This window comes from Streptomyces fungicidicus (assembly GCF_003665435.1).
Lineage (GTDB): Bacteria > Actinomycetota > Actinomycetes > Streptomycetales > Streptomycetaceae > Streptomyces > Streptomyces fungicidicus.
In genome coordinates, this window is the sequence record NZ_CP023407.1 from 3235674 (window position 1) to 3252265 (window position 16592).

At 72.7% G+C, this 16592-nt stretch carries 16 protein-coding genes; 8 read left to right on the forward strand and 8 right to left on the reverse strand.

Annotated features, from left to right (window positions below):
* Positions 1-176: 176 nt before the first annotated feature.
* Genes CNQ36_RS14490 through CNQ36_RS14510 form a run of 5 tightly spaced genes read left to right on the forward strand, consistent with a single transcriptional unit; the run spans position 177 to position 4528 of the window.
* Positions 177-1247, forward strand: coding sequence for an energy-coupling factor ABC transporter permease (locus CNQ36_RS14490; RefSeq protein ID WP_121546314.1), 1071 nt, complete (start codon positions 177-179; stop codon positions 1245-1247).
* A gap of 1 nt (position 1248) precedes the next feature.
* Complete coding sequence (cbiQ, locus tag CNQ36_RS14495) at positions 1249-2010, forward strand: cobalt ECF transporter T component CbiQ (RefSeq protein WP_121546315.1); 762 nt, start codon at positions 1249-1251, stop codon at positions 2008-2010.
* Entirely contained in the window at positions 1998-2768 is a 771-nt protein-coding gene (locus CNQ36_RS14500) for an energy-coupling factor ABC transporter ATP-binding protein (protein WP_121546316.1), read from the forward strand. The genes cbiQ and CNQ36_RS14500 overlap by 13 nt, the downstream gene beginning before the upstream one ends.
* Positions 2769-2779: 11 nt before the next feature.
* Entirely contained in the window at positions 2780-3250 is a 471-nt protein-coding gene (locus CNQ36_RS14505; protein ID WP_004930328.1) for a MarR family winged helix-turn-helix transcriptional regulator, read from the forward strand.
* 57 nt (positions 3251-3307) lie between these two features.
* Complete coding sequence (locus CNQ36_RS14510) at positions 3308-4528, forward strand: serine hydrolase domain-containing protein (RefSeq protein ID WP_121546317.1); 1221 nt, start codon at positions 3308-3310, stop codon at positions 4526-4528.
* Here CNQ36_RS14510 and CNQ36_RS14515 read toward each other — a convergent pair whose 3' ends face one another.
* Complete coding sequence (locus CNQ36_RS14515) at positions 4529-4804, reverse strand: DUF1876 domain-containing protein (RefSeq protein ID WP_121546318.1); 276 nt, start codon at positions 4802-4804, stop codon at positions 4529-4531.
* A gap of 80 nt (positions 4805-4884) precedes the next feature.
* Complete coding sequence (locus tag CNQ36_RS14520; RefSeq protein ID WP_004930321.1) at positions 4885-5730, reverse strand: DMT family transporter; 846 nt, start codon at positions 5728-5730, stop codon at positions 4885-4887.
* A 54-nt stretch (positions 5731-5784) separates the two neighbouring features.
* On the opposite strand from CNQ36_RS14520, the gene CNQ36_RS14525 reads away from it, so the two are divergent.
* Together CNQ36_RS14525 and CNQ36_RS14530 are read left to right on the forward strand one after the other, a co-directional pair.
* The gene (locus tag CNQ36_RS14525; RefSeq protein WP_040908670.1) at positions 5785-6051 is read left to right on the forward strand and encodes a type II toxin-antitoxin system Phd/YefM family antitoxin; all 267 of its coding nucleotides are present in this window, start codon (positions 5785-5787) and stop codon (positions 6049-6051) included.
* On the forward strand, positions 6044-6310 hold the full coding sequence (locus tag CNQ36_RS14530) for a type II toxin-antitoxin system RelE family toxin (RefSeq protein ID WP_121546319.1): 267 nt from the start codon (positions 6044-6046) through the stop codon (positions 6308-6310). Before CNQ36_RS14525 ends, CNQ36_RS14530 begins: the two co-directional genes overlap by 8 nt.
* 106 nt (positions 6311-6416) lie before the next feature.
* On the opposite strand, the gene CNQ36_RS14535 is transcribed toward CNQ36_RS14530, so the two are convergent.
* Together CNQ36_RS14535 and CNQ36_RS14540 are read right to left on the reverse strand one after the other, a co-directional pair.
* On the reverse strand, positions 6417-8624 hold the full coding sequence (locus CNQ36_RS14535) for an MMPL family transporter (RefSeq protein WP_121546320.1): 2208 nt from the start codon (positions 8622-8624) through the stop codon (positions 6417-6419).
* A gap of 100 nt (positions 8625-8724) precedes the next feature.
* Positions 8725-9324, reverse strand: coding sequence for a TetR/AcrR family transcriptional regulator (locus CNQ36_RS14540; protein ID WP_004930314.1), 600 nt, complete (start codon positions 9322-9324; stop codon positions 8725-8727).
* Positions 9325-9500: 176 nt separating this feature from the next.
* On the opposite strand from CNQ36_RS14540, the gene CNQ36_RS14545 reads away from it, so the two are divergent.
* Positions 9501-12764 (forward strand): S41 family peptidase, encoded by a 3264-nt coding sequence (locus CNQ36_RS14545; RefSeq protein ID WP_121546321.1) that lies wholly within the window; start codon positions 9501-9503, stop codon positions 12762-12764.
* A 72-nt stretch (positions 12765-12836) separates the two neighbouring features.
* On the opposite strand, the gene CNQ36_RS14550 is transcribed toward CNQ36_RS14545, so the two are convergent.
* From CNQ36_RS14550 to CNQ36_RS14565, 4 genes are all read right to left on the reverse strand, one after another.
* The gene (locus CNQ36_RS14550; protein ID WP_040906934.1) at positions 12837-13016 is read right to left on the reverse strand and encodes a hypothetical protein; all 180 of its coding nucleotides are present in this window, start codon (positions 13014-13016) and stop codon (positions 12837-12839) included.
* A gap of 76 nt (positions 13017-13092) precedes the next feature.
* Entirely contained in the window at positions 13093-13977 is an 885-nt protein-coding gene (locus CNQ36_RS14555; RefSeq protein ID WP_004930311.1) for an SDR family oxidoreductase, read from the reverse strand.
* Positions 13974-14900, reverse strand: coding sequence for an alpha/beta fold hydrolase (locus tag CNQ36_RS14560; RefSeq protein ID WP_121546322.1), 927 nt, complete (start codon positions 14898-14900; stop codon positions 13974-13976). Before CNQ36_RS14560 ends, CNQ36_RS14555 begins: the two co-directional genes overlap by 4 nt.
* Positions 14897-16423 (reverse strand): flavin-containing monooxygenase, encoded by a 1527-nt coding sequence (locus CNQ36_RS14565; protein WP_121546323.1) that lies wholly within the window; start codon positions 16421-16423, stop codon positions 14897-14899. The genes CNQ36_RS14560 and CNQ36_RS14565 overlap by 4 nt, the downstream gene beginning before the upstream one ends.
* Positions 16424-16592 lie beyond the last annotated feature (169 nt).

A 16592-nucleotide genomic window follows, 5' to 3' on the forward strand; every position in this document is an offset into this window, starting at 1 on the left:
CGCTGCGTCGACCTGCATGAAAGGCGTGCAGTCCGTATACCCGCCCCCCGTTCAATCGTGCACCGAATCCGGAATTCGCGCGTCCGAGAGGCGCATATCACAGCCGGGGTCAGCGTGAGGTAAAACAACCGGCTCGCTCTTGCGCAGCGTTTGCAACAGGCCACATCATCGAGTCCGTGCACGCACCTGACGGATTCATCAACGCCCCCGTGTCCGCCGCGGTCGGAGTGGTCGCCGCCGCCGCCGTCGCCGTGAGCCTGCGCGGCGCCCGCCGGGAACTGGGCACGGAGCGCGCCGCGCCCCTGGCCGGGCTGGTGGCGGCGTTCATCTTCGCCGTGCAGATGCTGAACTTCCCCGTGGCGGCGGGAACCAGCGGCCATCTGCTCGGCGGCGCCCTCGCCGCGATCCTGGTGGGCCCCTACACGGGGGTCCTCTGCGTCTCCGTCGTGCTGCTCATGCAGGCCGTCCTCTTCGCCGACGGCGGGCTGACCGCGCTCGGCGTGAACATCACCGACATGGCGATCGTCACGACGGTCGTCGCCTACGCGCTCTTCCGCGGTCTGGTGAAGGTGCTGCCGCGCACCCGCCGTTCGGTGACCGCCGCGTCCTTCGTCGCCGCGCTGGCCTCGGTCCCGGCGTCCGCCGCCGTCTTCACCCTGCTCTACGCGATCGGCGGCACCGCCGACGTCTCGATCGGCAAGGTCGCCACCGCCATGGTGGGCGTGCACGTCCTCATCGGCCTCGGCGAGGCCGTGATCACCGCGCTGACCGTCGGCGCCGTCATCGCCGTACGGCCGGACCTGGTGTACGGGGCGCGCGGACTGGGGCAGCGGCTCAAGCTGCGGGTGAACGGCGAACTCGTCGACGCCCCGGACACCGGGCAGACCGGGGAGCCCGTCCCGGCCGCCGCCCGCTCCCGCCGGAAGGTCTGGGCCGCCGGCCTGGTCACGTCGCTGCTCCTCGCCGGTTTCGTCAGCTTCTACGCCTCCGCGAACCCCGACGGCCTGGAGAAGGTCGCCACCGACCACGGCATCGACGAGAAGGCCGAGGAGCACGCGGCCGCCGGCTCCCCGTTCGCCGACTACGGCGTCGAGGACGTCGACGACGCCCGTCTCTCCGGCGGACTCGCGGGCGTGATCGGCGTCGGCGTGACGGTCGTCGCCGGCACCGGCGTGTTCTGGCTGGTCCGCAGGCGCCGCGGCGCCGAGACGGCCGACACCGCCGCCCCCAGCGGCACGAGCGTCTGACGTGGGAGCCGGCCACGCGCACAAGCTCTACCGGCACGGGCGCTCCCCCGTGCACGCCCTGCCGCCGCACACCAAGCTCGCCGCGGTCTTCGCGTTCGTGCTGGTCGTGGTCTCCACCCCGCGGGAGGCGATGTGGGCGTTCGCGGTCTACGCCGTACTGCTCGCCCTCGTCGCGTACGCCGCCCGCGTCCCGGCAGGGTTCCTGCTCAAGCGGCTGCTGATCGAGGTCCCGTTCGTCGCCTTCGCCGTCCTCCTGCCGTTCGTGGCGGAGGGCGAGCGGGTCGGCGTCCTCGGGCTGTCGCTGAGCGTGAACGGACTGTGGGGCGCCTGGAACGTGCTGGCCAAGGGCACCCTCGGAGTGGCCGCCTCGGTCCTCCTCGCCTCCACCACCGAACTGCGCGACCTGCTGACGGGTCTCCAGCGGCTGAGGCTGCCGCCGCTGCTGGTGCAGATCGCCTCCTTCATGGTCCGCTACGGCGACGTCGTCACCGACGAGATGCGGCGCATGCGGATCGCCCGCGAGTCCCGCGGCTTCGAGGCGCGCGGGGTGCGGCACTGGGGCGTCCTCGCCAAGTCGGCGGGCGCGCTGTTCATCCGCTCCTACGAACGCGGCGAGCGGGTGCACCTCGCGATGCTGAGCCGCGGATACGCCGGTTCCATGCCGGTGATCGACGAGGCGGCCGCGTCCCGGGCGCAGTGGTCGTACGCCCTCGCCCTCCCCTGTGCCGCCCTCGTCGTGTGTCTGCTGGGATGGACCCTGTGAGTACCGCTTCCCTGGAGGTCTCCGGCCTCGCCTTCGCCTACCCCGACGGCCATCAGGCCCTGTTCGGCGTCGACTTCTCGATCGCCCGCGGCGAACGGGTCGCGTTGCTCGGCCCGAACGGCGCCGGCAAGACCACCCTCGTGCTCCATCTCAACGGCATCCTGACCGGGGGCGCCGGCACGGTGACGGTGGCCGGGCTCGAGGTCGGCAAGCGGCACATGGCCGAGGTCCGGCGCCGGGTCGGCATCGTCTTCCAGGACCCGGACGACCAGCTCTTCATGCCGACGGTGCGCGAGGACGTGGCGTTCGGTCCCGCGGCGGCCGGGCTCCGGGGACCCGAGCTGGAGGAACGGGTCGACCGGGCGCTGGGCCTGGTCGGCATGGCGGAGTTCAAGGACCGCCCGCCGCACCACCTCTCCTTCGGCCAGCGCCGCCGGGTGGCCGTGGCGACCGTCCTCGCCATGGAGCCGGAGATCCTGGTCCTGGACGAGCCCTCCTCCAACCTGGACCCCGCCTCCCGCCGCGAACTCGCCGACATCCTGCGCTCCCTGGACGTCACCGTCCTGATGGTCACCCATGACCTGCCCTACGCCCTGGAGCTGTGCCCGCGGTCGCTGATCCTCAGCGACGGCGTGATCGCGGCGGACGGCGCCACCGCCGGACTGCTCGCGGACGACGCCCTGATGCGCGCCCACCGCCTGGAGCTTCCCTACGGTTTCGATCCGCGTTCCGTACCGGCCACGCCCGGCCGTCCGTAGACAATGGGCGCGTGACGAACGAGAAGCCCGCCGAGGAGGGCGCCTCACTGCTGCTCGACGAGCAGTTGTGCTTCGCGCTGTACGCCGCCCACCGCGCGGTGACGGCCGCGTACCGTCCGCTCCTCGACGAGCTGGGGCTGACGTATCCGCAGTACCTGGTCCTGCTGGTGCTCTGGGACCGCGGCGAGACGACCGTCAAGGAGCTCGCGTCCGCCCTGCGGCTCGACTACGGCACGATGTCGCCGCTGCTGAAACGGCTGGAGACGGCCGGTCTGGTGCACCGGGCGCGTGCCGCGCACGACGAGCGGACGGTGCTGATCGCGCTCACCGGCCGGGGCGAGGAGCTGCGCGAGCGTGCGGCGGTGCTGCCGGGCGCGCTGCTCTCGGTGGCGGAGCTGAGCGGGCCGGAGGCCGCGCACCTGCGCGCCACGCTGTGGCAGCTGGCCGGCCGCGCGGACGCGGCGGCGGAGAAGGCCCGCTAGGGACGGCGGTTCCCCGGCCCGGACCGGGACGCCGGCCGCAGGAATCGCGGGTGAAAAATGGCTGTTACACCCACTGGCACAGGAGGGTGGAGCGGGCGAGGGGAAGGGACGCGGGACGTGGACGTGCACGGCACAGTGGCGGGGGGCTTCGAGCCGGTCGGGGAGGCGTTCGCGCGGAACTTCGGCACGCTCGGCGACCGGGGGGCGGCCGTCGCCGTCTACCGGGACGGCCGCAAGGTCGTCGACCTGTGGGCCGGCGTGAAGGACGTCGACGGCACCGAGCCCTGGCGCCGGGACACGGCCCAGGTGGTGCGCTCGGCGACCAAGGGCGTCGCCGCCGCCGTACTCCTGCTGCTGCACCAGCGCGGCGAGCTGGACCTGGACGCGCCGGTCGGCCACTACTGGCCCGGGTTCAAGGCGCACGGCAAGGAGCGGCTGCTGGTCCGGCACGTGCTGAACCACCGCGCCGGGCTCCCGGTCCTGGACGACCCGCTCACCCCGGCCGAGGCGGCCGACCCGCCGCGGGCCGCCGAGGCGGTCGCCGCGCAGGCGCCCGCCTGGGAGCCGGGCACCGACCACGGCTACCACGCGCTGACCTACGGCTGGCTGGTCGACGAGCTGGTGCGCCGGGTGACCGGCAGGGGCTGCGGCGAGTGGATCGCGTCGGAGATCGCCGCCCCGCTGGGCCTGGACCTGTGGGTGGGGCTGCCGGACGAGCAGGCCCACCGGGTGGGCACGGTCGGCAGGATCGAGGGCCCCGAGCCCTCCGGAGCGCTCCGCGCCCGCCCCAAGCGCTCGGTCACCGACGCCTACGCCGACCCGGCCTCCCTCACCCGCCGCACCTTCGCCGCGATCACCCCCTTCCCGGACCACAACGACCCGGCGTTCCGCGCGGCGGCCCTGCCCGCCGCCAACGGCATAGCGACGGCGGACGGCCTGGCCCGCTTCTACGCGTCACTCATCGGCCGGGTCGACGGCGTCCGGCTCCTCGACCCGGCCACCGTCGAGGCCGCCCGCGCCGAGGAGTCGGCGGGCCCCGACCGGGTGCTGGTCGTCGGCACCCGCTTCGGACTCGGCTACATGCTGCACGGCAGCGCCTCCCCCTTCCTGGCCCCGGGCTCCTTCGGCCACCCGGGCCGCGGCGGCTCCCTCGGCTTCGCCGACCCGGAGTCGGGCATCGCCTTCGGCTACGTCACCAACGGCTTCCGCAGGACGGTGACGGCGGACCCCAGGGCCCAGGCGCTGATACGGGCGGTACGGGCCGCGCTCGGCGGCTGATCAGACGTGGATCGGGTGGGAGATCCGGCCCGAGGCGTCGTCGATCTCGCCGTGCGCCTTGGTCAGCATCTGCATGGCGAGTTCGTTCAGCGCCCGCGCACCGGCGATCTCCTCCCCGACCCGGGGCTGATTGGAGTCGGTGTGGTGCCGGTTCGCGTGCCCTTCGGCCCGTACCTCGGTGCCGTCGGGCAGCCGGACCAGGGCGGCGGCGCGGGTCTGCCGCTCGTCCTCCATGAACTCCATCTCGACGTGCCATCCCACTGCGGTGTGCATCATGCGGATCACCTCCGGAATACCTAGTTCCAGGGTGCCTCCCGCTCCGCTCCCGTGCACCCGCCCGTACGACGGCGGAGCGGCTACCCCGTGCGCAGCATCAGCCCGATGCCGACGACCAGCAGTCCGGCCGCGGCGATCCGCGGCGCGCCGAACCGCTCCTTGAAGAACACCGCCCCGATCGCGGCGCCCACGATGATCGACGACTCCCGCAGCGCCGCGATGGGAGCGAGAGCCGCGCGGGTCTGGGCCCACAGGACGAGCGCGTACGCGGCGACGGACAGCGCGGCGCCGAGGAGTCCGAGTCCGGCGTGCGGGCGGAGCCGGGCGTACGTCTCCCGGCGCCAGCGCCAAAGGGCGTACGCCGGGATCACCGTGCCCTGGACGGCCATCAGCCAGGCGATGTAGCCGAGGGACGAACCGGAGGCGCGTACCCCGAGCCCGTCGACGACCGTGTAGACCGCGATGGTCAGGCCGGTCGCCAGGGCCGCGCCGATCGCCGCCCAGTCGGGCCGGCTGCCGCGCAGTCCCCACAGGGCGACGCCGGTCAGGCCCGCGCAGGACAGGGCGATCCCGGCGGCGGCCCAGCGGTCGGGCACCTCGTGCGCGAACACGGCGGCGAGGAGGGTGACCACCAGCGGCGCGCTGCCCCGCGCGATCGGGTAGGCCTGGCCGAAGTCGCCCAGCCGGAAGGACTTCATCAGCAGCGCGTAGTACGCCATGTGGACCGCGGCCGAGAGGAGCAGGTACGGCCACGCCCCGGCCGCCGGGAACGGCAGGAACGGCACTGCGGCGAGCCCGATCAGCAGCCCGCCGCCGGAGATCAGCGTGAACCCGACCAGTTTGTCGGTGATCCGGTGCGCGATGGCGTTCCAGCTGGCGTGGGTGACCGCGGCGAGCAGCACGGCCGCGGTGACCAGCGGGGTCAAGGGGTGCGCTCGCGAGTCGTTGTGTACACCTGGGACACCATGTACCGTTGGGCCATGACCGAGATGCCCATAGAGTCCATTCGTGACGTGCGCGCCCACCTGGCCGAGGTGGTCGAACGGGCGGACCGGGACGACACGCCCACGGTCATCACCCGGCGAGGCAAGCAGGTGGCCGCAGTCGTGTCGATGGAGGTCCTTCGCAAGTACCAGGAATGGGAAGAGCGCGAGATCAACCGGATCATCGACGAGCGCATGGCGAACCCGGCAGCCGGTATCCCGATCGAGGACGTCATGCGGGAGACGCTGGAGCGCGGTGAGTAGCGGCTACCGCACCGTCTTCCGGCCGGAGGCTCAGGCGGAGCTTCGCAAGATTCCCCGGGACATGGCCCTGAGGATCCTGGTCAAACTGACGGAACTGGAAACGGACCCGCTCGGCTTCCGCACCACGGCGCTCGTCTCCCGGCCCGACCGGCGCCGGCTCCGTGTCGGCGACTACCGCGTCATCTACACGATCGACAACGGCGAGTTGACGGTCTGGGTCGTTCATGTCGGACACCGCTCCACGGTATACGACACCTGACACGGCGTCCGTCTTCTTCCGCCGCCCCGGCCGCGGAAGCAGCCGGTGAGGGCTCTCCGTCCCCACGGAGCCCTCACCGGCCGGTCTGTGCGGTCGTCCCTGGCGGTCAGGCCCGGACGAGTTCCCGGTTGTCGTCCTTCTTGTCGTCCTCCGTGCGCAGGCCCTCGCCCTCGACGTCCACGTTGGGCAGGATCCGGTCCAGCCACTTCGGCAGCCACCAGGCCTTGTCGCCGAGCAGGGCCAGCACGGCCGGGACGATCGCCATGCGGACGACGAACGCGTCGAAGAGGACGGCGACGGCGAGGCCGAAGCCGATCATCTTGACCATCTGCTCGCTGGAGCCGATGAAGCCGGAGAACACCGCCATCATGATCACCGCGGCCGCGGTCACCACCCGGGCGCTGTACTTGAAGCCGGTCACCACGGCCTGGGCGGGCTTCTCACCGTGGACGTGGGCCTCCCGCATCCGGGTCACGAGGAACACCTCGTAGTCCATGGCCAGTCCGAAGACCACACCGACCATGAAGATCGGCATCATCGACATGATCGGGCCGGTCTCCTCGACGCCCATCAGGCCGGACAGCCAGCCCCACTGGTAGACCGCGACGACCGCGCCGAGGGCGGCCAGGACGGAGAGCAGGAAGCCGAGGGCCGCCTTCAGCGGGACCAGGATCGAGCGGAACACCACGATCAGCAGCAGGAACGCCAGCCCGACCACCAGCACCAGGTACGGCACCAGCGCGTCGTTGAGCTTCTGCGAGACGTCGATGTTCATGGCCGTGGAGCCGGTCACCAGGACGTCGGCTTCGGTGCCGGCCTTGATGTCCGCGCCGGTGTCACGGATGTCGTGGACCAGGTCCTCGGTGGTCACCGAGGACGGCTTGGAGTCGGGGATCACGGTGATCGTCGCCGTGTCGCCGGCCTCGTTGGGGGCCGCCGGGCTGACGTTCACGACGTTGTCGAGGCCCTTGATGTCGTCGCCGGCCTGCTGGAACACGGCCTTCGGGTCGTCGCTGTCCTTGGCGTCGACCACGACCACCAGGGGGCCGTTGAAGCCGGGGCCGAAGCCCTCGGAGAGCAGGTCGTAGGCGCGGCGCTGGGTCGTGGACGTCGACTGCGAGCCGTCGTCGGGCAGGCCCAGTTCCAGCGAGGCCGCCGGGACGGCCGCGGCGCCCAGGCCGACGACGCCGAGCAGCAGCACGGCCACGGGACGGCGCACGACGAAACTGGCCCAGCGGGTGCCCATGTTGGGGCGCCGCGGCTTCTTCGCGGCCCGGCCGCCGCCGAGCAGCTTGCTCTTCTCACCGGCGGGGCGGACCCGGCGGCCCGCGTAGCCGAGCAGGGCGGGGATCAGGGTGAGGGCGATCAGGACCGCGAGGGCGACGGTGCCGGCGGCGGCGACGCCCATCTTCGTCAGCATCGGGATGTTGACGACGGACAGGCCGACCAGGGCGATGACGACGGTCAGGCCGGCGAAGACCACCGCGGAGCCCGCGGTGCCGACGGCCCGTCCTGCCGCCTCCTCGCGCTCGCGGCCCTCGGCCAGTTCGGCCCGGTAGCGGGAGACGACGAACAGGGCGTAGTCGATCCCGACCGCGAGGCCGATCATCGAGGCCAGGATGGAGGTGGTGGACCCGAGGTCCAGGGTGCTGGCGAGGGCGGTGATGCTCGCGACGCCGATGCCGACGCCGACGATCGCGGTGAGCAGCGGCAGTCCGGCGGCGAGCAGCGAGCCGAAGGTGATGACCAGGACGACCGCGGCGACGCCGATGCCGATGACCTCGGCGGCCCCGGTGTGCGGGACGGCCTGGAGGGCGTCGCCGCCGATCTCCACGGTCAGTCCGGCGTCACGGGCGTCCTCGGCGGCGCCCTCGAGGGCGTCGCGGGAGGAGTCCTCCAGCTCCATGCCGGAGACCTTGTAGCTCACCGAGGCGTAGGCGACGGTGCCGTCCTTGCTGACCCCGCCGCCCTCGTAGGGGTCGGTGACGCGGGCGACCTCGGAGCCGTCGGACAGCTCGCCGACGGTCTTCTCGACGGTCGCCCGGGGGCCGGCGTCGGTCATCTTCCCGCCGTCCGGGGCCTTGAAGACGACGCGTGCGGTCGCCCCGTCGGCACTGGAGCCGGGGAAGCGTTCCTCCAGCAGGTCGAAGGCCTTCTGCGCCTCGGTGCCGGGGATGGAGAAGGAGGAGCTGCCGGCCGCCGGGGCGCCGGCCGCGCCGGCGCCCGCGAGCGCCAGCAGCGCCACCCAGAAGAGGGCTGTGAAGTGCCGTCGCCGGAAGGCGAACCGGCCGAGTCGGTAGAGCAAAGTGGCCACGAGGGCGTACTCCCGGTCAGGTCGTGGTTGCTTCGGGGCAGGTGTGATCAGCCCGACGACGTGAGCGGTGACGTCAGGTGGTGGTCGGCCGAGGGGACGGTCAGTGAGGGGGCACGCCGAGGGCGGGGAGCACCACGGCGTCGATGTACGAGGTGAGGAACGCCTGAGTGGGCGGCAGGTCGTCGATCAGCGTCCGGGTGGCGAACGCGCCGACGAGCATGTGCACCATGAAGTCCAGCGCCGGGTTGTCCGGGCGGATCTCGCCCCGGTCGACCGCCCGCCGGATCATCCGCCGGAACTCCTCCATCTCCGGTTCGACCAGGAGGTCCTTGAACGCCTGGCGGAGATCGTCGTTCTGGTGCACCGCCATGGCCAGGGCCCGCATCAGCGCCGCGTTCTGCGCCATGACGCAGTCGTCCTCGCGCCCTGCGATGGCGTGCAGGTCGCCGCGGAGGGTGCCGGTGTCGATGTCGGCGATGCCGCCGGGCTTCTGGCTGCGCATCGCTCTCACCACCAGCTCGGCCTTGCCGCCCCACTGGCGGTAGAGGGTGGCCTTGCTGGACCGGGTGCGGGCGGCCACGGCGTCCATGGTCACGGCGTCGTACCCGACCTCGCGGAGCAGGTCGAGCACGGCCCGGTACAGCTCGGCCTCGCGCTCGGGGGTGATCCGGCTGCGACGCGTCGTCGCTACTTCGTTCATAACCGCTCACCCTTCCGCTCCGACGTCCACCGCGTCAAAGGAACGACACGGTTTCGTACAGGACGAAGGTACTCCTTCCCGCTAGCGAAACGAAACGGTTTCGTTCGTGTTCTGCGTCACGGTTGTCGGTTACTCATAAGTTGCCGGGGTCCGGGCCCCGGCAAAGCATGGGAAAGGTGACCTATCTGCGTCTGCCGCACCTCAAGGACGACCTGCTGTGCTTCGTGGCGGAGGACGACCTGTGGCTCGCCCCGCTCGACCGCCCGGGCCGCGCCTGGCGGCTCACCGCCGACCGCACCAAACTCGGACACCCCCGCTTCTCCCCCGACGGCCGGCACATCGCGTACACGAGCTGGCGCAGCCTCGACCCCGAGGTGCACCTCGTCCCGGTGGACGGCGGACCGGGGCGGCGCCTCACCTACTGGGGCAGCAGCGACACCCGGGTCTGCGGCTGGGCGCCCCCCGACGACGGCGGCCACGCCGAGATCCTCGCCGTCGCCTCGCACGGCGAGCCCTTCTCCTACTTCACCTGGGCCTACAAGCTCGGCCCCGACGGCAGCCCGGGCCGCAAGCTGCCCTGGGGCCCGGTCTCCGACATCCAGGTCGCCGACGTCGCCGGGGAGCGCAGGTCACTGCTGCTCACCGGCACCCCGCCGCACGAACCGGCCTCCTGGAAGCGCTACCGGGGCGGCGCCACCGGCAGGCTGTGGCTGCACGGGCACCGGCTGCTCGACGGCCTCGACGGCCATCTGCACTCCCCCATGTTCGTCGGCGGGCGGATCGCCTTCCTCTCCGACCACGAGGGCGTCGGCAACCTCTACTCGTGCGCGTACGACGGCACCGGCCTGCGCCGTCACACCGACCACGACGCCTTCTACGCCAGGCACGCCTCCAGCGACGGCACCCGGGTCGTCTACCAGTGCGCCGGCGACCTGTGGATGGTGGACGACCTGTCCCCCGGCGCCGTCCCGCACCGCCTCGACGTGACGCCGGGCGGCAGCCGCTCCGGGCGGCGCCCCTACCAGGTGCCGGCCGCCCGGCACCTCGACGGGATCTCGGTCGACGAGACCGGCCGCGCGAGCGCCGTCGTCGTGCGCGGCAGTCTGTACTGGCTCACCCACCGCGACGGCCCGGCCCGCATCCTCACCGACACCCCGGGCGTACGGGTCCGGCTGCCGGAGATGCTCGGCGCCGGCGACCGGGTTGCCTATGTGACGGACGCCGAGGGCGACGACGCCGTCGAGATCGCCTCGCTGCCCCGGGCCACCGGCCAGCGCGATCCCCGGCGGCTGGCCCGGGGCCGGCTGGGCCGGGTGCTGGAGATGGTGGCCGACCCGGAAGGGCAGCGGCTGGCCGTCGCCGCGCACGACGGCCGGCTGCTGCTCGTCCCGACCGACGAGCCGGCCGACGGCACGGAGGGCGAGGTCACCGAGCTGGCGCGGTCCGTCAACGGGCCGGTGCGCGACCTCGCCTTCTCCCCCGACGGGGCATGGCTGGCCTGGTCCCACCCCGGGATCGGCCGGTCGCTGCGGCAGATCAAACTCGCCCGGATCGAGGACCGCACGGTCCTCGACGTCACCAACGGCCGGTTCGAGGACGAGAACCCGGTCTTCACCCGGGACGGCCGCTATCTCGCCTTCCTGTCCTGGCGCGGCTTCGACCCGGTGTACGACGTGCACACCGGCGACCTGTCGTTCCCGCTGGGCTGCCGCCCCTATCTGGTGCCGCTGTCGTCCGCGACCCCCTCGCCGTTCGCCCTGAGCCCCGAGGGCCGTCCGGCCGCCGGCGGCCTGGACCCGGTCGAGCGCGAGGAGGCGGAGGAGGGCGCCGAGGGCGCCACGGTCGCCGTCGAGGCGGAGGGCCTGGAGAACAGGGTCACCCCCTTCCCGGTGACCGCCTCCAAGTACTCGGGCCTGTACCCGGTGGCGGGCTGCGGCCTGGTCTGGCTGCGCTGGCCGATCTCCGGCGCGCTCGGCGAGACCTTCGTCAACCCCGACGACACCAGCGGCCGGCCGGCCCTGGAGCACTTCGACATCGGCAAGGCGAAGAGGACCGAACTCGTCTCCGACCTGGACTTCTTCGCGGTGAGCGGCGACGGCTCCCGGCTGGTCGTGGTCGACGAGGGCGAACTGCGCGCGGTGCCCGCCACCGAGTCCGGCGACAGCGACTCCACGGTGTGGATCGACGCCCGCCGCATCCTCCACCAGGCCGACCCGGCGGCCGAGTGGCGCCAGGCGTACGCGGAGGCCGGGCGGCTGATCCGCGCCTACTTCTGGGAACCGGACATGTGCGGCATCGACTGGGACGCGGTCCTGGAGCAGTACCGCCCGCTGGTCGAACGCGTCGCCTCCCCCGACGAGTTCGCGGACCTGCTGCGCGAGGTCCTCGGCGAACTCGGCACCTCCCACGCCTATGTGACCGCCGCCCGCCGCAACGAGGGGCCCCCGCACTACCAGCGCCGGCAGGGACTGCTCGGCGCCAACCTGGTGCCCCGCGAGGAGGGCTGGACGGTCAAGCGGATCCTGCCCGGCGACTCCTCCGACTCCCGCGCCCGCTCCCCGCTGGCCGGCACCGGCATCCGCGAGGGCGCGGTCCTCACCCATGTCGACGGCCGCCCGGTGGACCCGGTCGCGGGCCCGTATCCGCTGCTCGCGGGCGCGGGCGGTACGACGGTGGAGCTGACGTTCGTGCCCGCCGGCGCCGCGGGCCCGCCCCGGCGGGTCGCCGTCGTCCCGCTGGTCGACGAGACGCCGCTGCGCTACCAGGACTGGGTGGCCAAACGCCGCGAGGTGGTGCGGGAGTTGAGCGACGGGCAGTGCGGCTATCTGCACATCCCCGACATGGGCGGCTCCGGCTGGGCCCAGTTCAACCGCGACGTGCGCATGGAGATGTCCCGTCCGGCGCTGATCGTGGACGTGCGCGGCAACGCCGGCGGCCACATCAGCGAACTCGTCGTGGAGAAGCTGACCCGCACCATCATCGGCTGGGACCTCACCCGGGACGCCCAGCCGGTGTCGTACGCCTCCAACGCCCCGCGGGGACCGGTCGTCGCGCTGGCGGACGAGGCGACCAGCTCCGACGGCGACATGATCACCGCCGCCTTCAAACTGCTCCAGCTGGGCCCGGTGGTGGGCCAGCGCACCTGGGGCGGCGTGGTCGGCATGACCGGCCGGCACCAACTCGGCGACGGCACGGTGATCACGGTGCCGATGAACGCGGCCTGGTTCGACGCGTACGGCTGGTCCGTGGAGAACAAGGGCGTGGCCCCGGACCTGGAGGCGCTGCGCACCCCGCTGGACTGGGCCGAGGGCCGCTACGCGGTGCTCGACGACGCGGTACGGCTCGCCCTGGAGCTGCTGGAGTCCAATGCCCCCGCCACTCCGCCGACTTACCGCGACGTCCCGGACCGCTCCCGGCCCCGGCTGCCGCCGCGGGCATGAGAAAGGGGTGCCCTTCGCCGGGGCACCCCTTCCGGTCACTCATGACGCGTCAGGCGTCCGTCGCGCTCGGCGTCAGACCTCGTGGTCCTGGTCGAAGCGCTCCTCGGACGGCCGCTGACGCTGCTGCTCGTCCATGCCCTCGTCCCGGCGGCGGCCGCGGTTCTGCAGCTGCTCCTTGCCCTGCTGGGCACGCTGCTTGGCCTGCTGCTGGAACTGCTCGGACTTCTCCTGGAACTGATCCTTCATACCCATGTGGGTTCACTCCCGTTGTGGGGTGGGGGAACTTGCCCGACCAGATTCACACGGGCCATCACCCTGCGCATGTCGATCAGTTACGGACCGTGTTCCGGTGCTGTTCGTCGGCGTTCCCGCCCGCCCCGACCAGTCCCGTGCGGAGGCCGGTGAGCCGGTCCCCGAAGCGCCGCATCTCCCGCTGGCCGACGGTCCCGATGATCCCCGGCAGGGCTCCGCGCACGCCCTGCATCCCGCGCAGCCACCACTGCCCGTAGACATGGCTCGCCCGCCGTTCGACGCCGGCCACGAGCCGGTCCACCGCGGGGCCCAGCGGGTAGGTCTTGTTCGACGGCCACGGCAGCCGCTGCCGCAACTCCCGCATCACGTCGTCCTGGTCGGCCCCGCGCACCATGTCGGTGTCGGTCCACGACAGATACCCGACGCCCACCTTCACGCCCCGGTGCCCGACCTCGGCCCGCAGCGCGTGCGCGTACGCCTCCACACCGGACTTGGAGGCGCAGTACGCCGTCATCATCGGCGCCGGGGTGAGCGCGGCGAGGGAGGCGATCTGCAGCAGATAGCCCCGGCTCTCGGTGAGCAGCGGCAGGAACGCCCGCGCGGTGACCGCCGATCCGACCAGGTTCACCTCGATCACCCGCCGCCAGGACTCCGGATCGGAGTCGGCGAACGGACCGCCCGTCGCCACACCGGCGTTGGCGACCACGATGTCCACCCGGCCGAACCGCTCCCGGACCTCCTCGGCGACCCGGGCCATCGCCTCGTGGTCGGTGACGTCCGCGTGCCAGTGGTCGCTGTCGCTGTGCAGCCGCGCGCAGACGTCCTTCAGCGCGTCCGGCTCCAGCCCGACCAGCGCCACCCTCACCCCGCGCGCGGAGAGCTTGCGGGCCATCAACTCCCCCACGCCGCGCGCCGCTCCGGTGACGACGGCGACCTTTCCCTCGAGATCTACCCTGCTCATGCGCTCTCCTCGGCGGGTGCGGCGTGGATGTGGGCGGCGGCGAGGTCCCGGATCCTCCGGGTGACCTGGCCGGGCGCCTCGACGGGCGTCATGTGGCCGACGCCGGGCAGTTCGGTGACGCCGACGCAGTGGGGCAGCGCCGCGGCGATCGCCCGGGCGTGCACGGGCGGGGTGAGCCGGTCGTCGGCGCCGGCGACGATCTCCACCGGCACCCGCAACTGCCGTACGCCGTCGTCGAGATCGAGCCGGTCGAGCACGTGCGACCAGGAGTGGCGCACCGCCCGCGGACAGGCGTGCACGATACGGGCGCAGGCCTCGACCATGTCCGGGGCCGAGGCGGGTCCCATCGTGCCGTACCTGAGTATCCGGCGGGCGAGCGGCGTGACCGGTCCGAGCGGGGCGCGGGAGCCGAGTATGCGCCCGGTCAGCCAGGTCCGCAGCCGGCCCGGCCGCAGCGGCAGCACCGTCGACTCGGCGACCAGCCGCGAGCTGCCCGTGCTGCACAGCAGCACGGCCGCCGCGTGCGCGCGGAACGCGGGTCTGGTGGCGGCGGCCATCACCGTCATCCCGCCCATGGAGTGCCCGGCGATCACGGCCCGTTCGCCAGGGCCGAGGGTGGCGGTGAGGACGGCCTCGAGGTCGTCGGCGAGCGCCTCGGTGCTGCACGCCGGGCTCGCCGGGGTGCGTCCGTGGCCGCGCTGGTCGTAGGCGATGACCCGGTGGTCGGCGGAGAGGTCGCGGATCTGCGCCGCCCAGAAGGCGGTCGAGCAGGTCCAGCCGTGGGCGAGGACGACGGCGGGCGCCCCGTCGGGGCCGTGCACCTCGACGTGCAGCCGGGCGCCGTCGGCGGAGAGCGCGGTCAGTTCGCGGGCGGCGGCGGGCGGGGCGTACGGCCCGGAGCCGACGTGGGTGAGGCGGCTCACGCGGTCACCCCGGCGCTCTCCCCGGCGGTGGCGGCCGGGGAGCCGGCGGACGCCCGCAGCACGGCGTACTCGGCGAGGTCCACGCGCCGGGTCTCCCGCCGGAACTCGCTCGTGGTGCCCGGCCAGATGGTGGTGTTGCGTCCGCTCTCGTCGAGGTACCAGCTGGTGCAGCCGCCGGTGTTCCACACCGTGCGCTTCATCCGCTCCTGCACCCGGTGGTTCCAGGCGCGTACGGCGCTGGGGCGGGCGTCGAGGGCGACCCGGCCGCCGAGCACGTCCAGCTGGCGCAGGTAGTCGGCCAGGTAGTTCAGCTGGGACTCGATCATGAGGATCATGGAGGAGTTCCCGAGGCCGGTGTTGGGCCCGATGATCGTCATCCAGTTGGGGAACCCGGCGGCCGCGGCGCCGCGCAGGGCCTGCATGCCGCCCGCCCAGCTCTCGGCGAGGGTCTTCCCCTCCGCGCCGACCACCCGCTCGGCGATGGGCATGTCGGTCACGTGGAACCCGGTCCCGAACACGATCGCGTCGACCTCGGCCTCGGTGCCGTCGGCGCCGACGACGGTCGACCCGCGCACCTCGCTCAGGCCGCTCGCGACGACGTCCACGTTGGGCCGGGCGAGCGCCGGGTAGTACGTGCTCGACAGCAGGATCCGCTTGCAGCCGATGCGGTAGTCGGGGGTGAGTGCGGCGCGCAGGGCCGGGTCCTTGATGGCGCGGCCCATGTTGCGCTTGGCCAGCTGCTCGACGAAGCCGAGCTCGCCGGGGTGCTTGGTGAACGCCTGGACCTGCAACTCCCTTACGCCCCAGAGCAGTCCGCGCCGCATCTTGGTGGTGAAGGGCAGCCTGCGGTGCAGTGCGCGCTCGGCGGCGCTGATGGGCCGGTCGACGCGGGGCAGCACCCAGGCGGGCGTGCGCTGGAAGAGCGTCAGCCGTGACACGAGCGGCTGGACGGCCGGCACGATCTGGATCGCCGACGCCCCGGTGCCGACCATGGCGACCCGCTTGCCGCGCAGGTCGTAGTCGTGGTCCCACTGGGCGGAGTGGAACACCTTGCCGGGGAAGGTGTCGAGGCCGGGGACGTCCGGCAGTTTGGGCTCGGACAGCGGGCCGGTGGCGGACACCACCACGTCGGCGCTGAGGTGGCCGCTGCTGGTCTCGATGTCCCACCGCAGCCGCTCGGTGTCCCACACCATCCGCTTCACCTCCGAGTCGAGGCGGATGTGGGGCCGCAGCCCGAAGACGTCGGTGACGTGCTCGAGGTAGGCGCGGATGTGCTGCTGCCCGGAGAAGGAGCGGGGCCAGTCGGGATTGGGCGCGAAGGAGAAGGAGTACAGGTGCGACGGCACGTCGCAGGCGCAGCCGGGATAGCTGTTGTCGCGCCAGGTGCCGCCGACGCTGCCCGCCCGCTCCAGGACGACGAAGTCGGTGATCCCCTCGCGTCGCAGCCGCACGGCGGCCCCGAGCCCGCCGAATCCCGACCCGACCACCGCCACCCGTACGTGTTCGTGCTCGTGCTCGGCCATCCCGAAGCCTCCACGCGTCGCTCAGTAACCCTGCCAGTGAACACTGGCGCAATGGGGAGAGTAGAGCAGGCGCGTACTGATGGGTAGGGGGCGGGCGAGGAAAGTTACCGCCGGTACGGCCTAGGCTGCTGACGTGGCAGAGGACACCTCAGGACCCGGCGAGCGGCGC